This window comes from Corynebacterium sp. KPL1995 (assembly GCF_000477935.1).
Taxonomy (GTDB): domain Bacteria; phylum Actinomycetota; class Actinomycetes; order Mycobacteriales; family Mycobacteriaceae; genus Corynebacterium; species Corynebacterium pseudodiphtheriticum.
On the sequence record NZ_KI515715.1, the window covers coordinates 236,590 to 252,588 of the forward strand.

The window sequence follows — 15,999 nt, forward strand, 5'->3', positions numbered from 1 at the left end:
CCTTCCAGGTCGCACAAGGTTTCTCCGTGCGGTCTCCTGGAAGGGGTTGTTGTGTGGCTGCCACGCGGGCAGCCGAAACACCCCAAACAGCCTAAAACTGTGGGTGTGCACCGTGCATGACGACGCGTGGTTCTTCCTGTTCTGCAGCACGAACCGTGCCCAGCTCCCAAGCGTCGATGTGGCGTGCCGTAAGCACAGCTAGTGCCCGGTCGCGGTCCTCCGGAGAGACAACAGCAATCATGCCCACGCCCATGTTGAAGGTTTCTTCCATGGCTTCCAGGCTGACGTTGCCAGTCTCAGAGATCTTCTTGAAGATCGCCCCAGGGGTCCAGGTGGTGCGGTATACATCGGCAGCCAGGCCTTCTGGTATGACGCGCTCCAGGTTTTTCGCCAAGCCACCGCCAGTGACGTGGCAGAACACCGATACCGAGCATTCCGACATCAGTTCCAGGCAGTCTTTCGCATAAATCCGGGTAGGTTCCAAGAGCTCTTCGCCCAAAGTGCGGCCGAATTCTTCCACGTGGCCATCAAGTGGCAGGTTGGCCTGCTCCAGCAAGACGTGGCGCGCCAACGAATAACCATTGGAATGCAAACCAGACGATGCCATCGCGATAATGACGTCGTCTTCGTTGACCTTTTCTGGCCCCAGCACGTCATCAGCTTCTACCACACCGACGGCGGTGGCGGATACGTCGTAATCGTTTTCACCCATGACCCCTGGGTGTTCTGCGGTCTCGCCACCCAGCAGTGCGCAACCTGCGGTCACACACCCCTCGGCAATGCCACCGACAATATCAGCAACCTTTTCCGGGTACACCTTGCCAATGGCCAGGTAGTCCTGCAAAAACAGTGGTTCTGCGCCACAACAGATGAGGTCATCCACGCACATGGCCACCAAGTCAATGCCGATGGTGTCGTGCTTATCCATCGCTTGGGCCACGGCTAGCTTCGTGCCCACACCATCGGAACCGGATGCCAGCAGCGGCTCACGGTACTTACCCAGAGCAAACAGGCCGGCAAAACCGCCAAGGTCACCGCGGACCTCTGGGCGGGTGGCGCGCTTGGCGTGCGGCTTAATCAGCTCAACAGCCTGCTCGCCTGCTTCTACGCTGACGCCAGCATCGGCATAAGTTGGGGAATCCGGCTGCGATCCAGGCTGGGAAGAATTCGTCATAATCTCAATCTATCCTTTTATCGTGTGTATTCTGCGGCGCAATGCAGCGCGGTATCAAGCATCCTGGCTACTCAGCACTGTTGAGCAGCGTGCGCACAGCATCAGCATTGGAATTACCCTGCGGCAGGCCCAATGGGTAATTACCGTCGAAGCACGCGGTGCACAACTGCCTGGCTGGCTGCTCGGTGGCAGCGACCATCTCATCAATAGAAACAAAGCCCAGAGTGTCCGCACCGATGGCACTGCGGATGGTTTCAGTCATGCCTTCCAGGGAATCATCGCCACCAATATTGGCAATCAACTCAGCAGGGGTAGCGAAGTCAATGCCATAGAAGCATGGCCACTTCACCGGCGGCGAAGCAATGCGCACATGCACCTCGGCGGCACCGGCTTCCCGCAACATTTTGATCAGCGCGCGCTGGGTATTACCACGCACGATGGAATCATCCACCACCACCAAACGTTGGCCTTCGATCACCTCACGCAGCGGGTTCAGCTTCAAGCGGATACCCAGCTGCCGCAGGGTTTGCGTCGGCTGGATGAAGGTGCGCTGCACATAAGCGTTTTTCACCAAACCCTGGCCAAACGGAATGCCGGATTCGCGGGCATAGCCCACGGCAGCCGGGGTGCCCGATTCTGGCACCGGAATTACCAAATCACCGTCGGCAGGATGGGTTTGCGCCAGGCGTTTACCGATCTCTAAACGCGTCGCATTCACATTACGGCCCCGGATGGTGGAATCCGGCCGAGCCAAATACACGTATTCGAACACGCAGCCCTTGTGCTTGGTTTCTGCGAAACGCTGCGTGCGCAGCCCGGCTTCATCAATAGCGATCAACTCACCCGGCTCAATTTCCCGGATGAATTGCGCGCCGACGATATCCAACGCACAGGTTTCCGAAGCCACGACCCAGCCACGCTCCAGGCGGCCAAGCACCAACGGGCGCACACCATGCGGATCACGGGCAGCATACAAAGTATTACCGTCGGTGAAAGTCAAAGAAAACGCGCCATGTACGTCTGGCAACAGGCACGCGGCGGATTCCAAAATCGAATTATCATCGCCGACGCCGTCGGCAAGCAACGCGGACATCACGGCAGTATCCGAGGAGGTATCCCCCGCCGTGATAAGGCCGCGCTCTTCGGCCATGCTGCGCAGCTCCAGGTAATTAGTCAGGTTCCCGTTGTGTGCGAGAGCAACATCCTGGCCATGCTTGGACGTACGGAACATGGGCTGGACGTTGGCCCATTCTTTACCACCAGCGGTGGAATAACGATTGTGCCCAATAGCTACATCGCCCTGCAAAGATTCCAACAGGGATTCATCAAAAACATTTGAGACCAAGCCCATGTCTTTAAACACAAGCAAGCCGTCTTCCCCACCGACCGCCATACCGGCAGCTTCTTGGCCGCGGTGCTGGATGGCATAGAGGCCAAAATAAGTTAGTTTCGAAACTTCTTCCCCCGGCGCCCAGACCCCGAATACGCCGCATTCTTCGCGTGGTTCGGTTTCACCGTGATCGTCGAAGTCATTGTGCTCAGCATGGTCAGTAAATGTGTTTGCTACCACGCAGTTCATCATAACGGTTGGCGGTGGAATCCGCTAACAAGCACTTTTCACACGCCTACCGTGGGCTCGGGAAAAGCTGCGAAGAGCTCGACTAGGGCCCCACTAAAACCCGGCTAGAGCCAGGCTAGAGCCAGATTAGAGCTTGATGATGGGCATCCACTGCGCGATTTCACCGGCCCTCGTACCCGACGCCGTCGTGTCTACCTGAGCCACCAGTTCATCCCAGTTGCTGTAGCCGGTGGCCAAACGCAACCAGGCATGTGGGCTGGCCTCCACCACATTGGGCGGGACTCCCCTAGTATGCCGGGGCCCCTCAATGCACTGCACCGCGACGAACGGCGGCACGCGCAGTTCCACGCTATGGCCGGACGCATCGGCGGCGAGTAGACGCGCGGTGTGGCGCACGGCGTCGGCAAGCTGCGAACGGCTCGGCTGTGCAATGCCAGCCGCACGTGCGGCCTCAGGGGAATCGGCGGCGATCCAATCCGCGATCGCAAGTACTGCCGCGCGGGCTTTGGCCGGGTCAGGTTTTTTCACAGAGTTTGGCCTCAAAAGCTTTCTTTTAGGAGTTCCATAGTGGCAACAACCCTATGAACTCAATCTGCAAATTCTACGCTAAGCACTGGCTACGATGATCCACACCGCCACCAGGTGAAAGATCGCCGCAATGATCGTCGCAGTATGGAAATGCTCGTGATAGCCGTAAAAACGTGCGTTACGGCCCGGCCATTTCAAACCATAAGCCACCGCACCGACGGTATACACCACGCCACCGGCCAACAGCAGCCACACCACGGCAGGCCCAGCGTTTGTCCACAGTTGAGATACCAGCGGCACAATCAACCAACCCAGGGTCACGTAAATGGCCACATCAACCCAGCGTGGGCGGGAAAGCCAGAAGAATTTCATCACCGCGCTGGTGATCGCACCGCCCCACACGGTGGCCAACAACCACCACGCCTGCGGCAACACGATCAAGCAAAACGGGGTGTAGGTCGCGGCAATAAACACCGCGATCATGGCGTGGTCAGCACGACGCCAAGCCTGCACGGTTTTCTGCTTAGCCCACGGGATGCGGTGATACAGCGCAGAGACCGCAAACAAGGCAATCAAACCGCAGCCGTAGACCGTCGCACCCAGGGCTTGCCACCATTCCAGGCGCATCCAGGAAAACGTAGTGAGCACACTAGCTGCAGCCAGCATAAGAATGGCTGCGGCCGTATGGAACCAACCTCGAGTGGCCGGGCGCGGTCCACGATCAACCATAAAGAAAGTGCGTTGGACCAGGCCTTCCCGGTCATGGGTTTGCCAGTCACGGCTCTCCCTGTCATGGCTTTCCTGGTTCACAGCGTGCGAGACAGACGAGGCATTGTTTTTCACGCCCCTTATTTTAGACGAGAAAAATCCCGCCGCGGAAGGTCTTGGCAGTTTTTGCCGAACACAATCCGTGGCGGGAACGCCGAACGCTAATAAGTGGCGGGAATGCCGCGCTCTAATAAAATGCGAAGCGCTAGCGCTGGCTCTTAGTCAAGAACAGAGTTTGCTCCGGTGGCGTTACCAAACAAGCCAGGCAACGTGGCTGCCCATACTTCGCGCAGCTCCGCGACCGAAACGGCAACTCCCTCAGCAACCTGCAGGGTCTGCTCTTTGGTAGTGGCACCGATTTCTGCAGCCGGAACGCCAGCCTCCTTGGCAGCCGCCAGCGTGGCTTCCACGTCGTTCGTGGCTACCAGGATGCGGGAGGCTGACTCAGAGAACATCGCCGTGGTGGCATCAGCGTGCACAGCAGACAAATCCACCTGCGCACCGACGCCACCGTCGAAGCACATCTCGGCCAAAGTTTGGCCCAAGCCGCCCTCGGAAAGATCATGCGCTGCGGTGATACCAGTGGCCTCGCCAGCGCTCAGCACAGCCGCCAAGCGCTCTTCGTTCGCCAGATCCACCTGCGGTGGCAGGCCGTTCAAACCAGCACCGGTCACCTGCTGCCAGATGGAACCGCCAAATTCTTCCTTGGTCTCACCCAACAGCACCAGCTTCTGGCCAGCTTCCGGACGGTGCCCGATCGCCTTACGCACATCATCAAACACACCAAGCACGCCGACGACTGGCGTCGGCAAGATTGGTTCCTCACCAGTTTGGTTGTAGAACGAGACGTTACCGCCGGATACCGGCAGTTTCAGCTCCACGGCGCCGTCGGCAAGACCATGCACGGCCTCGCGGAACTGCCACATCACGTCGGTGTTTTCTGGGGAACCGAAGTTCAAGCAGTTGGTGATCGCCACCGGGGTCGCGCCCTTGGCCACGACGTTGCGGTAGGCCTCTGCCAGTGCCAGGCGCGCACCCATGTTCGGGTCCAGCTTGGTGTAACGGCCGGAGCAGTCCGCAGACACAGCCACACCACGGTGGGTTTCTTCGTCGATGCGCAGCACGCCAGCATCCGAATGCAAAGCGTCCACGGTGTTGCCGCGCACGTAGCGGTCGTACTGCTCGGTGATGAAATCGCGGGAGCACAGCGCTGGTGATGCCAGCATCTTCTTCCATGCGGATAGCAGGTCTGCTCCCACAGGCTTGTCGACGCCACGGAACTGCTGCAGCTCGTCTTGCCACTCGGGGCGGGCATACGGGCGTTCATAGACTGGGCCTTCATCGGCCATGGTGTAGGCCGGAGCATCCACGACCACTTCGCCGCCGTGGCGGATCACCAGGTGCTTGCCGTCGACGACCTCGCCGATCTCCGCACAGGTGACATCCCACTTGGCGCAGATTTCGCGGAAGCGTTCCACGTTTTCTGGGGCCACGACTGCACACATGCGCTCCTGGGATTCCGAGGCCAGGATCTCTGCCGCCGTCATGTTTTCTGCCCGCAGCGGCACCGCATCCAGGTTGACTTCCATGCCACCATCACCGGCGGCGGCCAGCTCAGAGGTTGCGCATGCCAAGCCGGCGCCACCGAGATCCTGAATACCCACCACGGTTCCTGCGTGGTACAGCTCCAGGCAGCATTCGATCAGAACTTTTTCTGCGAACGGGTCGCCCACCTGCACGGCCGGCAGCTTGCGCTCTGCGCCTTCGTCGAAGGATTCCGAAGCCAGCACGGACACGCCACCGATGCCATCCAGGCCGGTGCGCGAACCAAACAGCATGACTTTGTTGCCCTTACCGGAGGCAAAAGCCAGCTTCAGGTCTTCCACCTTCAGCGTGCCGACGCACAACGCGTTGACCAGTGGGTTAGCCGCATAGGATTCATCGAAGACGGTCTCGCCACCAATATTGGGCAGGCCCAGCGAGTTACCGTAACCGCCGATACCATGCACGACGCCCGGCAGCACGCGGGAAGTATCCGGTGCTTCTGCTGGGCCGAAGCGCAACTGGTCCATCACGGCAATCGGGCGCGCCCCCATAGCCATGATGTCGCGAACGATGCCGCCGACGCCGGTAGCAGCGCCCTGGTAGGGCTCAACGTAGGACGGATGGTTGTGGGATTCCACGCGGAAAGTCACCGCGTTGCCATCTCCAATGTCAACCACACCGGCGTTTTCGCCAATACCGGCGAGGATTTTTTCGGCCATCTGCTCGGTCATAGTCTCACCGAAGTAACGCAGGTGCGCCTTGGAGGATTTATACGAGCAGTGCTCCGACCACATCACGGAGTACATGGTCAGCTCGGCATCGGTCGGGCGACGGCCGAGGATTTCTTTAATGCGCGCGTATTCGTCGTCTTTCAGACCCAGCGCGGCATAAGGTTGTTCTTGGTCTGGGTTCTGCTGGGCTTGTTCGACTGTGTCGTTGACGATCTTTTTCGCAACAGCGTCATTGGCGACGTGGGCCATAGGTGTGTCTCCTTAGAGCTTCTCGGCGCTCAAAGCGTTGAGTGCGGAACGGAAAATGCCCAGGCCGTCGACAGAAGGCCCAGTCAAAGCTTCAACAGCGTGCTCCGGGTGGGGCATCAAACCAACGACGTTGCCAGCCTCATTGGTGATGCCGGCGATGGAGTTGATCGAGCCGTTGAAGTTGTCGGTATAGCGGAATACCACGCGGCCTTCTGCTTCTAGCTGCTCGATGGTGGCAGCATCAGCTTGGAAACGGCCCTCGCCGTGCTTAGCTGGGATCAAAATTTTCTGTCCCTGCTCATATTCGCTAGTCCAGGCGGTGTTCGCATTCGCGACTTCCAGGTAGGTATCCACGCAGTGGAAGTGCAGGTGCTGGTTACGGGTGAGCGCTCCCGGCAGCAAACCGGACTCGGTCAAAATCTGGAAACCATTGCAGATGCCCAGCGTCGGCATGCCTTCGCGGGCTGCTGGGATCACAGCCTGCATGACTGGCGACAGCGCAGAGATCGCACCGGAGCGCAGGTAGTCGCCGTAGCTGAAACCACCTGGAACAATGACGCCGTCGACGTTGTGCAAGCTGTTGTCGTCATGCCACAGCTCCACCACGTTTGCTCCGGCCAGGCGGGCAGCGCGGGCCGCGTCGACGTCATCAAGAGAACCAGGGAAGGTAATGACACCGATGGTTGGGCTCATTAACGCTCACCCCGGTCAGCAGCTGCGGAAGCACCGGTAGCTTCGTCCGCAGCTACCTCGGCGTCGCGTTCTTCGATGACGATTTCAAAATCTTCAATAACCGTGTTGGCCAGCAGTTTTTCTGCTACTGCCTGGATTTCGGTTTCGGTGACGGTCTCATCGACGTCGAGTTCAAAACGCTTCCCCTGGCGCACCTGGCTGGCGCCGGTCACACCGATGCGGCCCAAGGCCTGCAATACTGCTTTGCCTTGCGGGTCCAAGATCTCGGGCTTGGGCATGACATTGACTACGACTCTGGGCATTGCACTTCCTTTAGCGACTCGGAGTGTGGGCGTGCCACGGAGTGTGGGCGTGCCACCGTTTTCGTTGCCAGTCTAGCGTGAAAGCCGAAAAGATAAATGCATGGGCTTGCGTTCTGGCCGGGGTTCGTCGCGCAAAAATTCTGCTAGACATAACGCAAGCACAGAGCCCACCAGTGCGGTGAACGCCGCCCAGGGTAACCAGCGCTCGGAATCCCAGGCTGCCAGGGGCGGGAAGGCAAAGACTGCACAGACGGGAATTAAATACAGCACCCATCCTTGGCCCCGGGCTAAAACGCCTAATAAGGGCAGTACGATCAATAAAACGTAGTGATCCCACAGGATGCCGCTGGTGGCGGTGAGCGTGGTAAAAATTCCCACTGTGGTGATCTTCCACGGTTCGCTCGAGCGCCAAGCGATGTAGACCACCACAGCGATCAATGCTAACGCCAACAAGCGCGGCACCAAGCTGGTGACCAGCGACGGATCCTCCACGATGGAAACCAGGGCGTCGGGATCTTCCACGACGCCAACATTAATCAGCGAGGCAAAGGCACCATTAACGGGCGCAACTAACGCGGCCGCGTTGAGCTCTTGCAGGGTTTCCACCCAGGTGCGGAACGTGGCAAAGCCCAGGGAAACGATGGAAACCACCACCGCAGTAATACCAAAAAGCAGCCCGGCCACCCCGGCTTTGCGTGCGCGGGGAAAAAACAAGCAGATGATTACAAGCACCACCGGGGTGAGCTTGACGACGGCGACCGCGCCGAGAGCCAGCCCGGCGCGAACCGGGTGTATACGCGCTGCTGCGAGCCCATAGGCCACCCCAGCGAAAATAAAAGGAGTGGTTTGCCCCAGATGCAAGGAGGATTGAAAAGAGGTAGCCACCCAGCCCAGTACAAGGCCTAAGGCCAAATACCCTGGCGGGATTTCATCTTCGAACCAGAACCGCCAAGCGGACACGATGAGTATTACCAGGGCCCACGCTGACAAAACGGTGATCCAAAATACCGCAGAATCAAAGCTCAACAGCTTGGTAATCCAGGACATCACCTGGGCCACAAACGGGGTGTGCACGAATGGGTGCGGGTAGGCCGAAACATCAGATTGTTCGTAGGTGTTGATCCAGGCTTCGCCCGTGATGAGGGCGAAGTCAGTTTCGTGGATGGCGTAGAGGTTTTCGGTGTCGCCTTTCCCCACCAGCAAACCAGCGATCCACAGTGAGCCGAGGTCGCCCGGGTCTTGTGCGCCACGCACCAGGAGCATAACGACCGCGCCGAAAAGCAAGCCGGTGACATGGTGGTACCACCGCACGATGGCCGAAGAATCCGTCGCAGCTTCGGGCTTACGGTGGCGGGCCCGCCGTGTGGAGTTCGTGGAGACTCTCGTGGAGGCTGATGTACTCATGATGTCACTAAGTTATCAGCTTTCACACAAACACTCAGCAGCCACATCTGCCCCAGCAAATACTCACCGGCGACACCCACCCCACCAAGCTATTCGGCCGCCGGAGCTATTTTTATTCCGTGATACCCGTGGCCTTGTTGATCGTCCACGCGTACTCGAACGCCGCCTGCTTCCACTTGCCGTAGCGCCCCGACACTCCCCCGTGGCCAGCCGCCATCTCCGTTTGCAACAAGAACTCGCCGCCACCGGCGATCTCACGCAACTTCGCAATCCACTTCGCCGGTTCCACGTACAACACGCGGGTGTCGTTCAGCGAGGTCACCGCCAGAATATCCGGGTAGCGCTGGTCCGTGATGTTTTCATACGGCGCATATGAGGCCATGTAGTCGTAGTAGTCCGGGTCGTGGTACGGATCGCCCCATTCGTCCCACTCGACGACGGTCAGCGGCAGCTCTGGTTTCAGCATGGATGTCAGTGGGTCCACGAACGGCACGATGGCAGCAATGCCCGCAAACCGGTCCGGCGCCATGTTGGCGATCGCACCCATGAGCATGCCTCCGGCCGAGCCGCCTTCGGCCACCATCGTCTCTGGTGCGGAAAGCCCACGGGAGACCAGGTCGTCGGCCACGTCAATGAAGTCAAAGAAGGTGTTTTTCTTCTTTTCCATCTTGCCGTTGTCGTACCAGCCACGGCCCATCTCTCCGCCGCCGCGCACGTGTGCGATGGCGAAGATCATGCCGCGATCCAGCAGCGACAGCCGCGAGATAGAAAAACCGGGGTCCGTGCTGGACTCATAGGAGCCGTAGCCGTACAGCAAAGTTGGTGTCGGGGTGCTGGTGTCCAAGTCCGCGTGGTGGATGATCGACACCGGAATCTCGGTGCCGTCCCGGGCGGTGGTCCACAAGCGATACGCGGTGTAATTGCTGGCATCGTAGCCGCCGAGGACTTCCTGACGCTTGAGCAGCGTGAACACACCGGTGGCCGGGCGGTAATCATACAGGTGTGCCGGTTGGGTGAACGAGGTATAGCCCAGGCGGATCACCGGGGCGTCCCATTCCGGGTTGCCGGACACACCGACGGTAAATAGTTCTTCCTCGAATTCGATTTCTTGGAAGCTACCCCAGTCGCCGGTGGCATCGGTGATCGAATCCAGCATCATGATCGCCGCGCGTGGGATCGCACCACGTCGGTAAGAAAGCACCAAAAAGTCGCGGTAGGCGTCGACGTCTTCGATGCGCACTTCCGCATCATGCGCAAGCAACACCGGCAAATCCCGCAGGCCAGGCAGGGTGCTTGCCGACGCCACGCTTGCGCTCGTATCGCCACCGTGACCGTTACCTTCGTGAACACCAGCGCCCATACCGCCACCATTTCCAGCCCCACAGCCTTCCGGAACCGGCACGGTGGACACCGCAAAATTCGCACCCGCGGTGTTGTGCGTGACAATCCAATAATCCGCACCAGCTACCACCGCGTGATCAACTTCGTATTCCACCCCCGGCTCACGAGCCCACAGGCACTCGAACTCACCTTCTGGGTTGTTGTAATCCAGCACCCAGACTTCGGAGGTGATCTTCGAGGAGGTGACGATCATCAGGTATTTTTCAGAGCGTGTGGCACCAACCCCGACGTTGTAGCGCTCGTCTTTTTCTTGGAAAACCAACACGTCTTCCGACTGCGGCGTACCGATGCGGTGCCGCCAGACGGTATCCGGGCGCCAAGCTTCGTCGACACGCTGATAAAAGATGTAGTCCTCGCCTACCCAGCTGGCGCCGTAAAAAATGCCCGTGAGCTCGTCGGCAAGATAGTCGCCAGTCTGCAAATCTTTCACGTATAGGTGAAAGCGCTCGTCACCGGCGGTGTCCACGGAATACGCCAGGTAGCGCCCGCTGGTGGTCACCGTGGAAGCACCCAGGGAGAAAAACTCGTGGCCTTCGGCCAAAGCGTTGAGGTCCAGCAGGATTTCCTCGCCCGGCACCGGGCCGTCGTCTGGGATGCTCGGCGGGGTCCACGGGTCCGTGCCCTCTTCTACCGGGATGCGGCAGGAATAGCCGTAGTCTTTGCCCTCTTCGGTGCGCCCGTAATACCAATAATCGCCCGCGCGGGTGGGCACGGACATGTCGGTTTGTTTGATGCGCGAGGTGATCTCGGAATAAATATTGTCCCGCAGGCCGGCGAGGTGTTCGGTCTGCGCGTCCGTGTAGGCGTTTTCCGCCTTCAGATAAGCGAGAGTGTCCTCTGCTTCTTTGTCGCGTAACCACTCGTAATTATCCACGAAGTCCCGGCCATGAAAACTACGTGTGACCGGGTGTTTCTTCGCCTGTGGCGGCTGCGCGGGTGCTGGGGTGTACGGAACGCTAGTAGCAGAATTATCCATACCGCCACATGATACTGGTTTTAACTAATGCGCTCGCCAGCCCGCTTGCCGACGTTTAACCGCCTAGCCAACCCGCTTTCCGGGGTGCTTGCCGACGTTTAACCGCCTAGCCAGTCGCTAAATTGCGCACCGCTCAGACGTTCATAGGCCTCGATATAGCGCGCCCTAGTCGCTGCCACGACGTCGTCGGGGAGCTCGGGCGGGGTCGACTGACCATCCCAGCCGGATTCCGCGCTGGTGAGCCAGTTGCGCACGTATTGTTTATCGAAGCTCGGCTGCACCTGGCCTTCCTGGTAGGAATCTGCTGGCCAGTAGCGGGAAGAATCCGGGGTCAGTACCTCATCGCCCAAGACCAGCTGGCCGTCGGCATCCAAGCCGAATTCAAGCTTGGTATCGGCCAAGATGATGCCCCGTTCGGCAGCTAGCTGCTGCGCGCAAGCGAAGATGTCCACGGTGGCGCTACGCAGCTGCTCGGCGCGCTGCTCACCCAAAGAATCAGCTACCACTGAAAAGCTAACGTTTTCGTCGTGCTCGCCCTGCTCCGCCTTGGTTGCCGGGGTGAAAATTGGGGTCTCCAGCTTGGAGGCTTCCACCAGGCCGTCGGGAAGCACCACCCCGCACACCTCGCCGGTCTTCTGGTATTCCTTCAGCCCAGAGCCGGTCAGGTAACCGCGGGCGACGCACTCGAAAGGCAACATGTCTAGCTCATGGCACACCATCGCGCGGCCCAGCACGGATTCTGGAATGCGCGGGTCATCCAATGGGCCTGCCAGGTGGTTGCGCACACCCATGCGCTGGGATAGTTCTTCGAAGAAGTACGCAGAGATCGCGGTGAGCACCCGCCCTTTATCCGGGATTGCTGGTTCCAGGGCGTAGTCATAAGCAGAGATCCGGTCCGAGGCGACAATCAGCAACGTGGAATCGTCAATACGGTAGATATCGCGCACTTTGCCAGTGGCAATCGGGGTATAAGCAGAAAGTTCTGGTCGCGTGGTCATCTACGCTCGTGGGCCTTTCGTGAATTCAGGGTTCGGAAATGCGGGGATTCAGGAATTCGGGTGCTAAAGCTAAGGCATGCCCGCAGGCTTGCTTTAGCCATGCTGGGGCATGCAGAAGGGGCGCGCCGGAGAACATGCCGGAACAGTAACGGGCTTAGAGAATCTCGCCTGGGCGATAATTCGCAGCGTCCGGGTGCTCGTTGCGCAGTGTGCTTACCCGCGCCAGTACGCGCTTTACCTGTGATTCTGCGGCACCGATGAAAGCGTGCTTGTCCGCTAGCGCCTCGTCCAAAGCCTGCTTATCCAGTGGCAGTGCGTCGTCGGCAGCCAAACGCTCCACCAGGTCTTGGTCCGCACCGTTTTCGCGCATGTTCAGGGCCACGGCGACGGCGTGCTTTTTGATGATTTCGTGGGCGGTTTCGCGGCCCACCCCGGCGCGCACGGCGGCCATCAGGATGCGGGTGGTGGCCAAGAATGGCAGGTAGCGCTCTAGTTCGCGGTCAATCATGGCTGGGAAGGCGCCGAATTCATCCAACACCGTCAGGAAGGTTTCGATCATGCCGTCAATGGCAAAGAACGCATCTGGCAGGGCAACGCGGCGCACCACCGAGCACGAGACGTCGCCTTCGTTCCACTGTGTGCCAGCTAAATCGCTGACCATAGTCAGGTAACCGCGCAGCACCACCTGCAGGCCGGAAACCCGCTCACAGGAGCGCGCGTTCATCTTATGCGGCATGGCAGAAGAACCAACTTGGCCTTCTTTGAAACCTTCGGTAACCACCTCATTGCCAGCCATCAAACGGATGGTGGTAGCCAGCGAAGACGGTCCGGCACCGAGCTGCACCAGGGCAGAGACGGCGTCGAAATCTAGGCTGCGCGGGTAAACCTGCCCAACGGAATGGAACAGGTGGGCAAAGCCGAGGTAGTCCGCGATTTCGGTTTCCAAGCTGGCGAGCTTATCGTGCGAACCGCCCAGCAAGTCCAGCATGTCCTGGCTGGTACCCATTGGGCCTTTGATGCCGCGCAGTGGGTAGCGGCTGAGCAGGCCGTTGATGCGGTCGATGGCCAGCAAAATTTCTTCCGCCGCGCTGGCAAAACGCTTGCCCAGCGTGGTGGCTTGCGCGGCGACGTTGTGGGAACGGCCGGCCATCACCAGCGACTGGTAATTGGCGGCATGCTCACTCACGCGAGAGACCACGGCGATGGCTTTATCGCGAATGATCTGCAACGAGCTGTAAATCTGCAGCTGCTCGACGTTTTCCGTGAGATCACGCGAGGTCATCCCCTTATGGATGTGCTCGTGGCCCGCCAGCGCGTTGAATTCTTCAATGCGGGCTTTGACATCATGGCGGGTGGAACGCTCGCGCTGCGCGATGGATTCCAGATCAACCTGGTCGATGACCTTTTCATAATCCGCGATGATCTCCGCGGGAATATCAATGCCCAGGGAACGCTGGGCGCGCATCACGGCGATCCACAGCTGACGCTCGTAGATCACCTTGTTGTGCGGGCTCCACAGATTCACTAGGTCTGCAGAACCGTAGCGGGAGGCAAGGACATTACTCATCGGCATTTTTTGTTGCGTCACATTGTGTATTATCACACGAATTTCGCTAGACCGACAACGCTTGCCGACGCCACCCCTACCCCGGGCGTCGGCAAGCAACCATGGGCATTAAACACCCGTGGGCATTAAACACCCGTGGGCATTAAGCAACGGGGTATTAGACAACCGTGGGCTTTAAGCGACCATGGGTAATCGCTAAATGCTGATCTCGCCGCGTGCGGCCTTGGCCCCGATATCGCGACGGTAGAATCCACCGGCCATCTGGATGCCGCCGATGGTCTGGTACGCGGCCTCGCGGGCGGCGTCCAGATCCGCGCCGGTGCCGATTACGTTCAGCACGCGCCCGCCATTCGAGTAGTATTCGCCGGATTCGCGGCTAGTGCCACCGTGCAGAATCTTTTCCGCGTTCTCGATATCTTCCGAAACAATCCGGTCGCCTTGGCGCGGGTTAGCCGGGTAGCCCTGTGCAGCCAAAACGACGGTGACAGCCGAGCCTTCGTGCCACTCCAGAGGTGCCAGCTCAGCCAAGGTGCCATTCGCACAGGCTGCCAGTGCCGGGGCCAGTGGCGATTGCAGCATCGCAAGCACCGCCTGGGTTTCTGGGTCGCCAAAACGGCAGTTGAATTCCACCACCGCTGGGCCGTCTTCACCCCAGGCCAGCCCGGCGTACAGCAGGCCGGAATAGGCACAACCGCGCGCAACCAGTTCCTTGGCTACGGGGCGGCAGACTTCGTCCACGATGCGCTGCACGCCGTCTTCCGGCAACCACGGCAATGGCGTGTAGGCGCCCATGCCGCCGGTATTCGGACCTTCATCATTGTCGTAGGCACGCTTGTGGTCTTGGGCAGGCAGCAGCGGAACCACGTCTTCGCCATCAACCAAGCAGAACAGGGAAACCTCTGGCCCGGAAAGGAAAGATTCCAACAGCACGGGGTTGCCGCCTTCGTGTACGGCGTGGATGTGCGCAACGGCTTCGTCGTAATCCTGGGTGACAACCACGCCCTTGCCACCGGCTAGGCCATCATCCTTGACGACGTAATTGGGACCGAAATTCTGCAATACCCGCGCGATCTCTTCCTCGCTGGCACCGGGGGTAATTTGTTCGGCGCGCGCGGTAGCTACACCAGCGGCAGCCATCACGTCTTTGGCAAAGGCCTTGGAACCTTCGATGCGGGCAGCGTCTTTGTTGGGGCCAAATACAGCAAAACCAGCTTCGCGTAGCGCATCTGCCACACCTGCAACCAGCGGAGCTTCCGGGCCGATGACCACGAGTTCTGCCTGCAGCTTCTGCGCCAAAGCCACCATGGCTGCGGCGTCATCGGCGCTGCCAGCATCGGTGTGCCGGGTGGCTAAGTTCTCCATGCCTGGGTTGCCGGGGCAAACATGCAGCTCATGGGCTACGGCCTGGGAGGCACCGTTCTGGCCGTCAGTATTCGAACCTTCACCGTTCGAACCTTCAGTGTTCAGGGCGTCATTTTTCTGCGCGTCGCGAGAAAGCCCCTGCAGCAGGGCATGTTCGCGGCCGCCAGTTCCGAGTACGAGAATACGCATGGCCTATATCCTATATGGCTGGGCTTGCCCGCCGGGCTGCGCACCAAAGCCCGGTAGTGTGGTGGCATGAGCACAGTATTTAGCAAAGTCATTAATGGCGATCTGCCTGGCCGTTTCGTCTACCGCAGCTCGGATGTGGTGGCGTTTTTGAGCATCGAGCCGCTCACCTACGGCCACGTGTTGGTGGTGCCGGTCGAAGAGGTGGATAAGTGGACCGATATGGCCCCAGAGCTGTGGGCGCGGATCAATGCGGTTGCTTATGAAATCGGCAATGCCGTGATCGAAGCCTTCGACGTCCCGCGTGCTGGCAATGTCATCGCTGGTTTTGAAGTCCCCCACACACACATTCACGTTTTCCCGGCCCGCAGCATGGATGATTTCAATTTCGCCAACGTCATCCCAGCCGATCAGACCGATGAAGCCGCGATGGACGAGGCTGCGCAGAAGCTACGCGCAGCGCTGGGCACTAACGAGGACGGCACCAAGATTTAACGTCCCGGAACCGGGGCGGCCTCCGGCTCCTGTTTGTTCGC

Annotated in this window: 13 protein-coding genes; 1 reads left to right on the top strand and 12 read right to left on the bottom strand. The window is 59.4% G+C overall.

Features of this window, described 5'->3' with window-relative positions; translation table 11 throughout:
- Positions 1-91: 91 nt before the first annotated feature.
- From purM to purD, 12 genes are all read right to left on the bottom strand, one after another.
- Positions 92-1,174 (bottom strand): phosphoribosylformylglycinamidine cyclo-ligase, encoded by a 1,083-nt coding sequence (gene purM / locus HMPREF1292_RS01095; RefSeq protein ID WP_023018361.1) that lies wholly within the window; start codon positions 1,172-1,174, stop codon positions 92-94.
- A gap of 67 nt (positions 1,175-1,241) precedes the next feature.
- On the bottom strand, positions 1,242-2,753 hold the full coding sequence (gene purF / locus HMPREF1292_RS01100) for an amidophosphoribosyltransferase (RefSeq protein WP_232218031.1): 1,512 nt from the start codon (positions 2,751-2,753) through the stop codon (positions 1,242-1,244).
- A 126-nt stretch (positions 2,754-2,879) separates the two neighbouring features.
- Entirely contained in the window at positions 2,880-3,281 is a 402-nt protein-coding gene (locus tag HMPREF1292_RS01105; RefSeq protein WP_023018363.1) for a sterol carrier family protein, read from the bottom strand.
- A 78-nt stretch (positions 3,282-3,359) separates the two neighbouring features.
- Positions 3,360-4,010 carry a hemolysin III family protein gene (locus HMPREF1292_RS01110; protein ID WP_232218032.1) on the bottom strand — a complete coding sequence of 217 codons (651 nt, stop codon included), beginning with the start codon at positions 4,008-4,010 and terminating at the stop codon, positions 3,360-3,362.
- Positions 4,011-4,267: 257 nt separating this feature from the next.
- Positions 4,268-6,574: a phosphoribosylformylglycinamidine synthase subunit PurL gene (gene purL / locus HMPREF1292_RS01115; protein ID WP_023018365.1), complete on the bottom strand. Its 2,307-nt coding sequence runs from the start codon at positions 6,572-6,574 to the stop codon at positions 4,268-4,270.
- Between the two features lie 12 nt (positions 6,575-6,586).
- Positions 6,587-7,267: a phosphoribosylformylglycinamidine synthase subunit PurQ gene (gene purQ / locus HMPREF1292_RS01120; RefSeq protein WP_021354014.1), complete on the bottom strand. Its 681-nt coding sequence runs from the start codon at positions 7,265-7,267 to the stop codon at positions 6,587-6,589.
- The gene (purS, locus tag HMPREF1292_RS01125; RefSeq protein WP_023018366.1) at positions 7,267-7,569 is read right to left on the bottom strand and encodes a phosphoribosylformylglycinamidine synthase subunit PurS; all 303 of its coding nucleotides are present in this window, start codon (positions 7,567-7,569) and stop codon (positions 7,267-7,269) included. Before purS ends, purQ begins: the two co-directional genes overlap by 1 nt.
- A gap of 72 nt (positions 7,570-7,641) precedes the next feature.
- The gene (locus tag HMPREF1292_RS01130; protein ID WP_023018367.1) at positions 7,642-8,973 is read right to left on the bottom strand and encodes a glycosyltransferase family 87 protein; all 1,332 of its coding nucleotides are present in this window, start codon (positions 8,971-8,973) and stop codon (positions 7,642-7,644) included.
- A 112-nt stretch (positions 8,974-9,085) separates the two neighbouring features.
- Positions 9,086-11,350, bottom strand: a complete 2,265-nt coding sequence (locus HMPREF1292_RS01135; protein ID WP_023018368.1) for a S9 family peptidase — start codon at positions 11,348-11,350, stop codon at positions 9,086-9,088.
- 98 nt (positions 11,351-11,448) lie between these two features.
- A complete protein-coding gene (locus HMPREF1292_RS01140) occupies positions 11,449-12,348 on the bottom strand; it encodes a phosphoribosylaminoimidazolesuccinocarboxamide synthase (protein ID WP_023018369.1) in 900 nt (299 codons plus the stop codon).
- Between the two features lie 154 nt (positions 12,349-12,502).
- Positions 12,503-13,921: an adenylosuccinate lyase gene (purB, locus tag HMPREF1292_RS01145; RefSeq protein ID WP_023018370.1), complete on the bottom strand. Its 1,419-nt coding sequence runs from the start codon at positions 13,919-13,921 to the stop codon at positions 12,503-12,505.
- A gap of 189 nt (positions 13,922-14,110) precedes the next feature.
- Positions 14,111-15,466: a phosphoribosylamine--glycine ligase gene (gene purD, locus HMPREF1292_RS01150; protein WP_023018371.1), complete on the bottom strand. Its 1,356-nt coding sequence runs from the start codon at positions 15,464-15,466 to the stop codon at positions 14,111-14,113.
- Between the two features lie 66 nt (positions 15,467-15,532).
- Here purD and HMPREF1292_RS01155 point away from each other — a divergent pair, with 66 nt between their 5' ends.
- A complete protein-coding gene (locus HMPREF1292_RS01155; RefSeq protein WP_023018372.1) occupies positions 15,533-15,958 on the top strand; it encodes an HIT family protein in 426 nt (141 codons plus the stop codon).
- The last annotated feature ends 41 nt before the right edge of the window (positions 15,959-15,999 follow it).

Bases quoted from the DNA above. Each gene is read 5' to 3' on its own strand.
- purB (WP_023018370.1), bottom strand. From the start codon at position 13,921: ATGCCGATGAGTAATGTCCTTGCCTCCCGCTACGGTTCTGCAGACCTA.
- HMPREF1292_RS01140 (WP_023018369.1), bottom strand. From the start codon at position 12,348: ATGACCACGCGACCAGAACTTTCTGCTTATACCCCGATTGCCACTGGC.
- purQ (WP_021354014.1), bottom strand. From the start codon at position 7,267: ATGAGCCCAACCATCGGTGTCATTACCTTCCCTGGTTCTCTTGATGAC.
- HMPREF1292_RS01155 (WP_023018372.1), top strand. From the start codon at position 15,533: ATGAGCACAGTATTTAGCAAAGTCATTAATGGCGATCTGCCTGGCCGT.
- purD (WP_023018371.1), bottom strand. From the start codon at position 15,466: ATGCGTATTCTCGTACTCGGAACTGGCGGCCGCGAACATGCCCTGCTG.
- purS (WP_023018366.1), bottom strand. From the start codon at position 7,569: ATGCCCAGAGTCGTAGTCAATGTCATGCCCAAGCCCGAGATCTTGGAC.
- HMPREF1292_RS01135 (WP_023018368.1), bottom strand. From the start codon at position 11,350: ATGGATAATTCTGCTACTAGCGTTCCGTACACCCCAGCACCCGCGCAG.
- HMPREF1292_RS01110 (WP_232218032.1), bottom strand. From the start codon at position 4,010: ATGGTTGATCGTGGACCGCGCCCGGCCACTCGAGGTTGGTTCCATACG.
- purM (WP_023018361.1), bottom strand. From the start codon at position 1,174: ATGACGAATTCTTCCCAGCCTGGATCGCAGCCGGATTCCCCAACTTAT.
- purF (WP_232218031.1), bottom strand. From the start codon at position 2,753: ATGAACTGCGTGGTAGCAAACACATTTACTGACCATGCTGAGCACAAT.
- purL (WP_023018365.1), bottom strand. From the start codon at position 6,574: ATGGCCCACGTCGCCAATGACGCTGTTGCGAAAAAGATCGTCAACGAC.
- HMPREF1292_RS01130 (WP_023018367.1), bottom strand. From the start codon at position 8,973: ATGAGTACATCAGCCTCCACGAGAGTCTCCACGAACTCCACACGGCGG.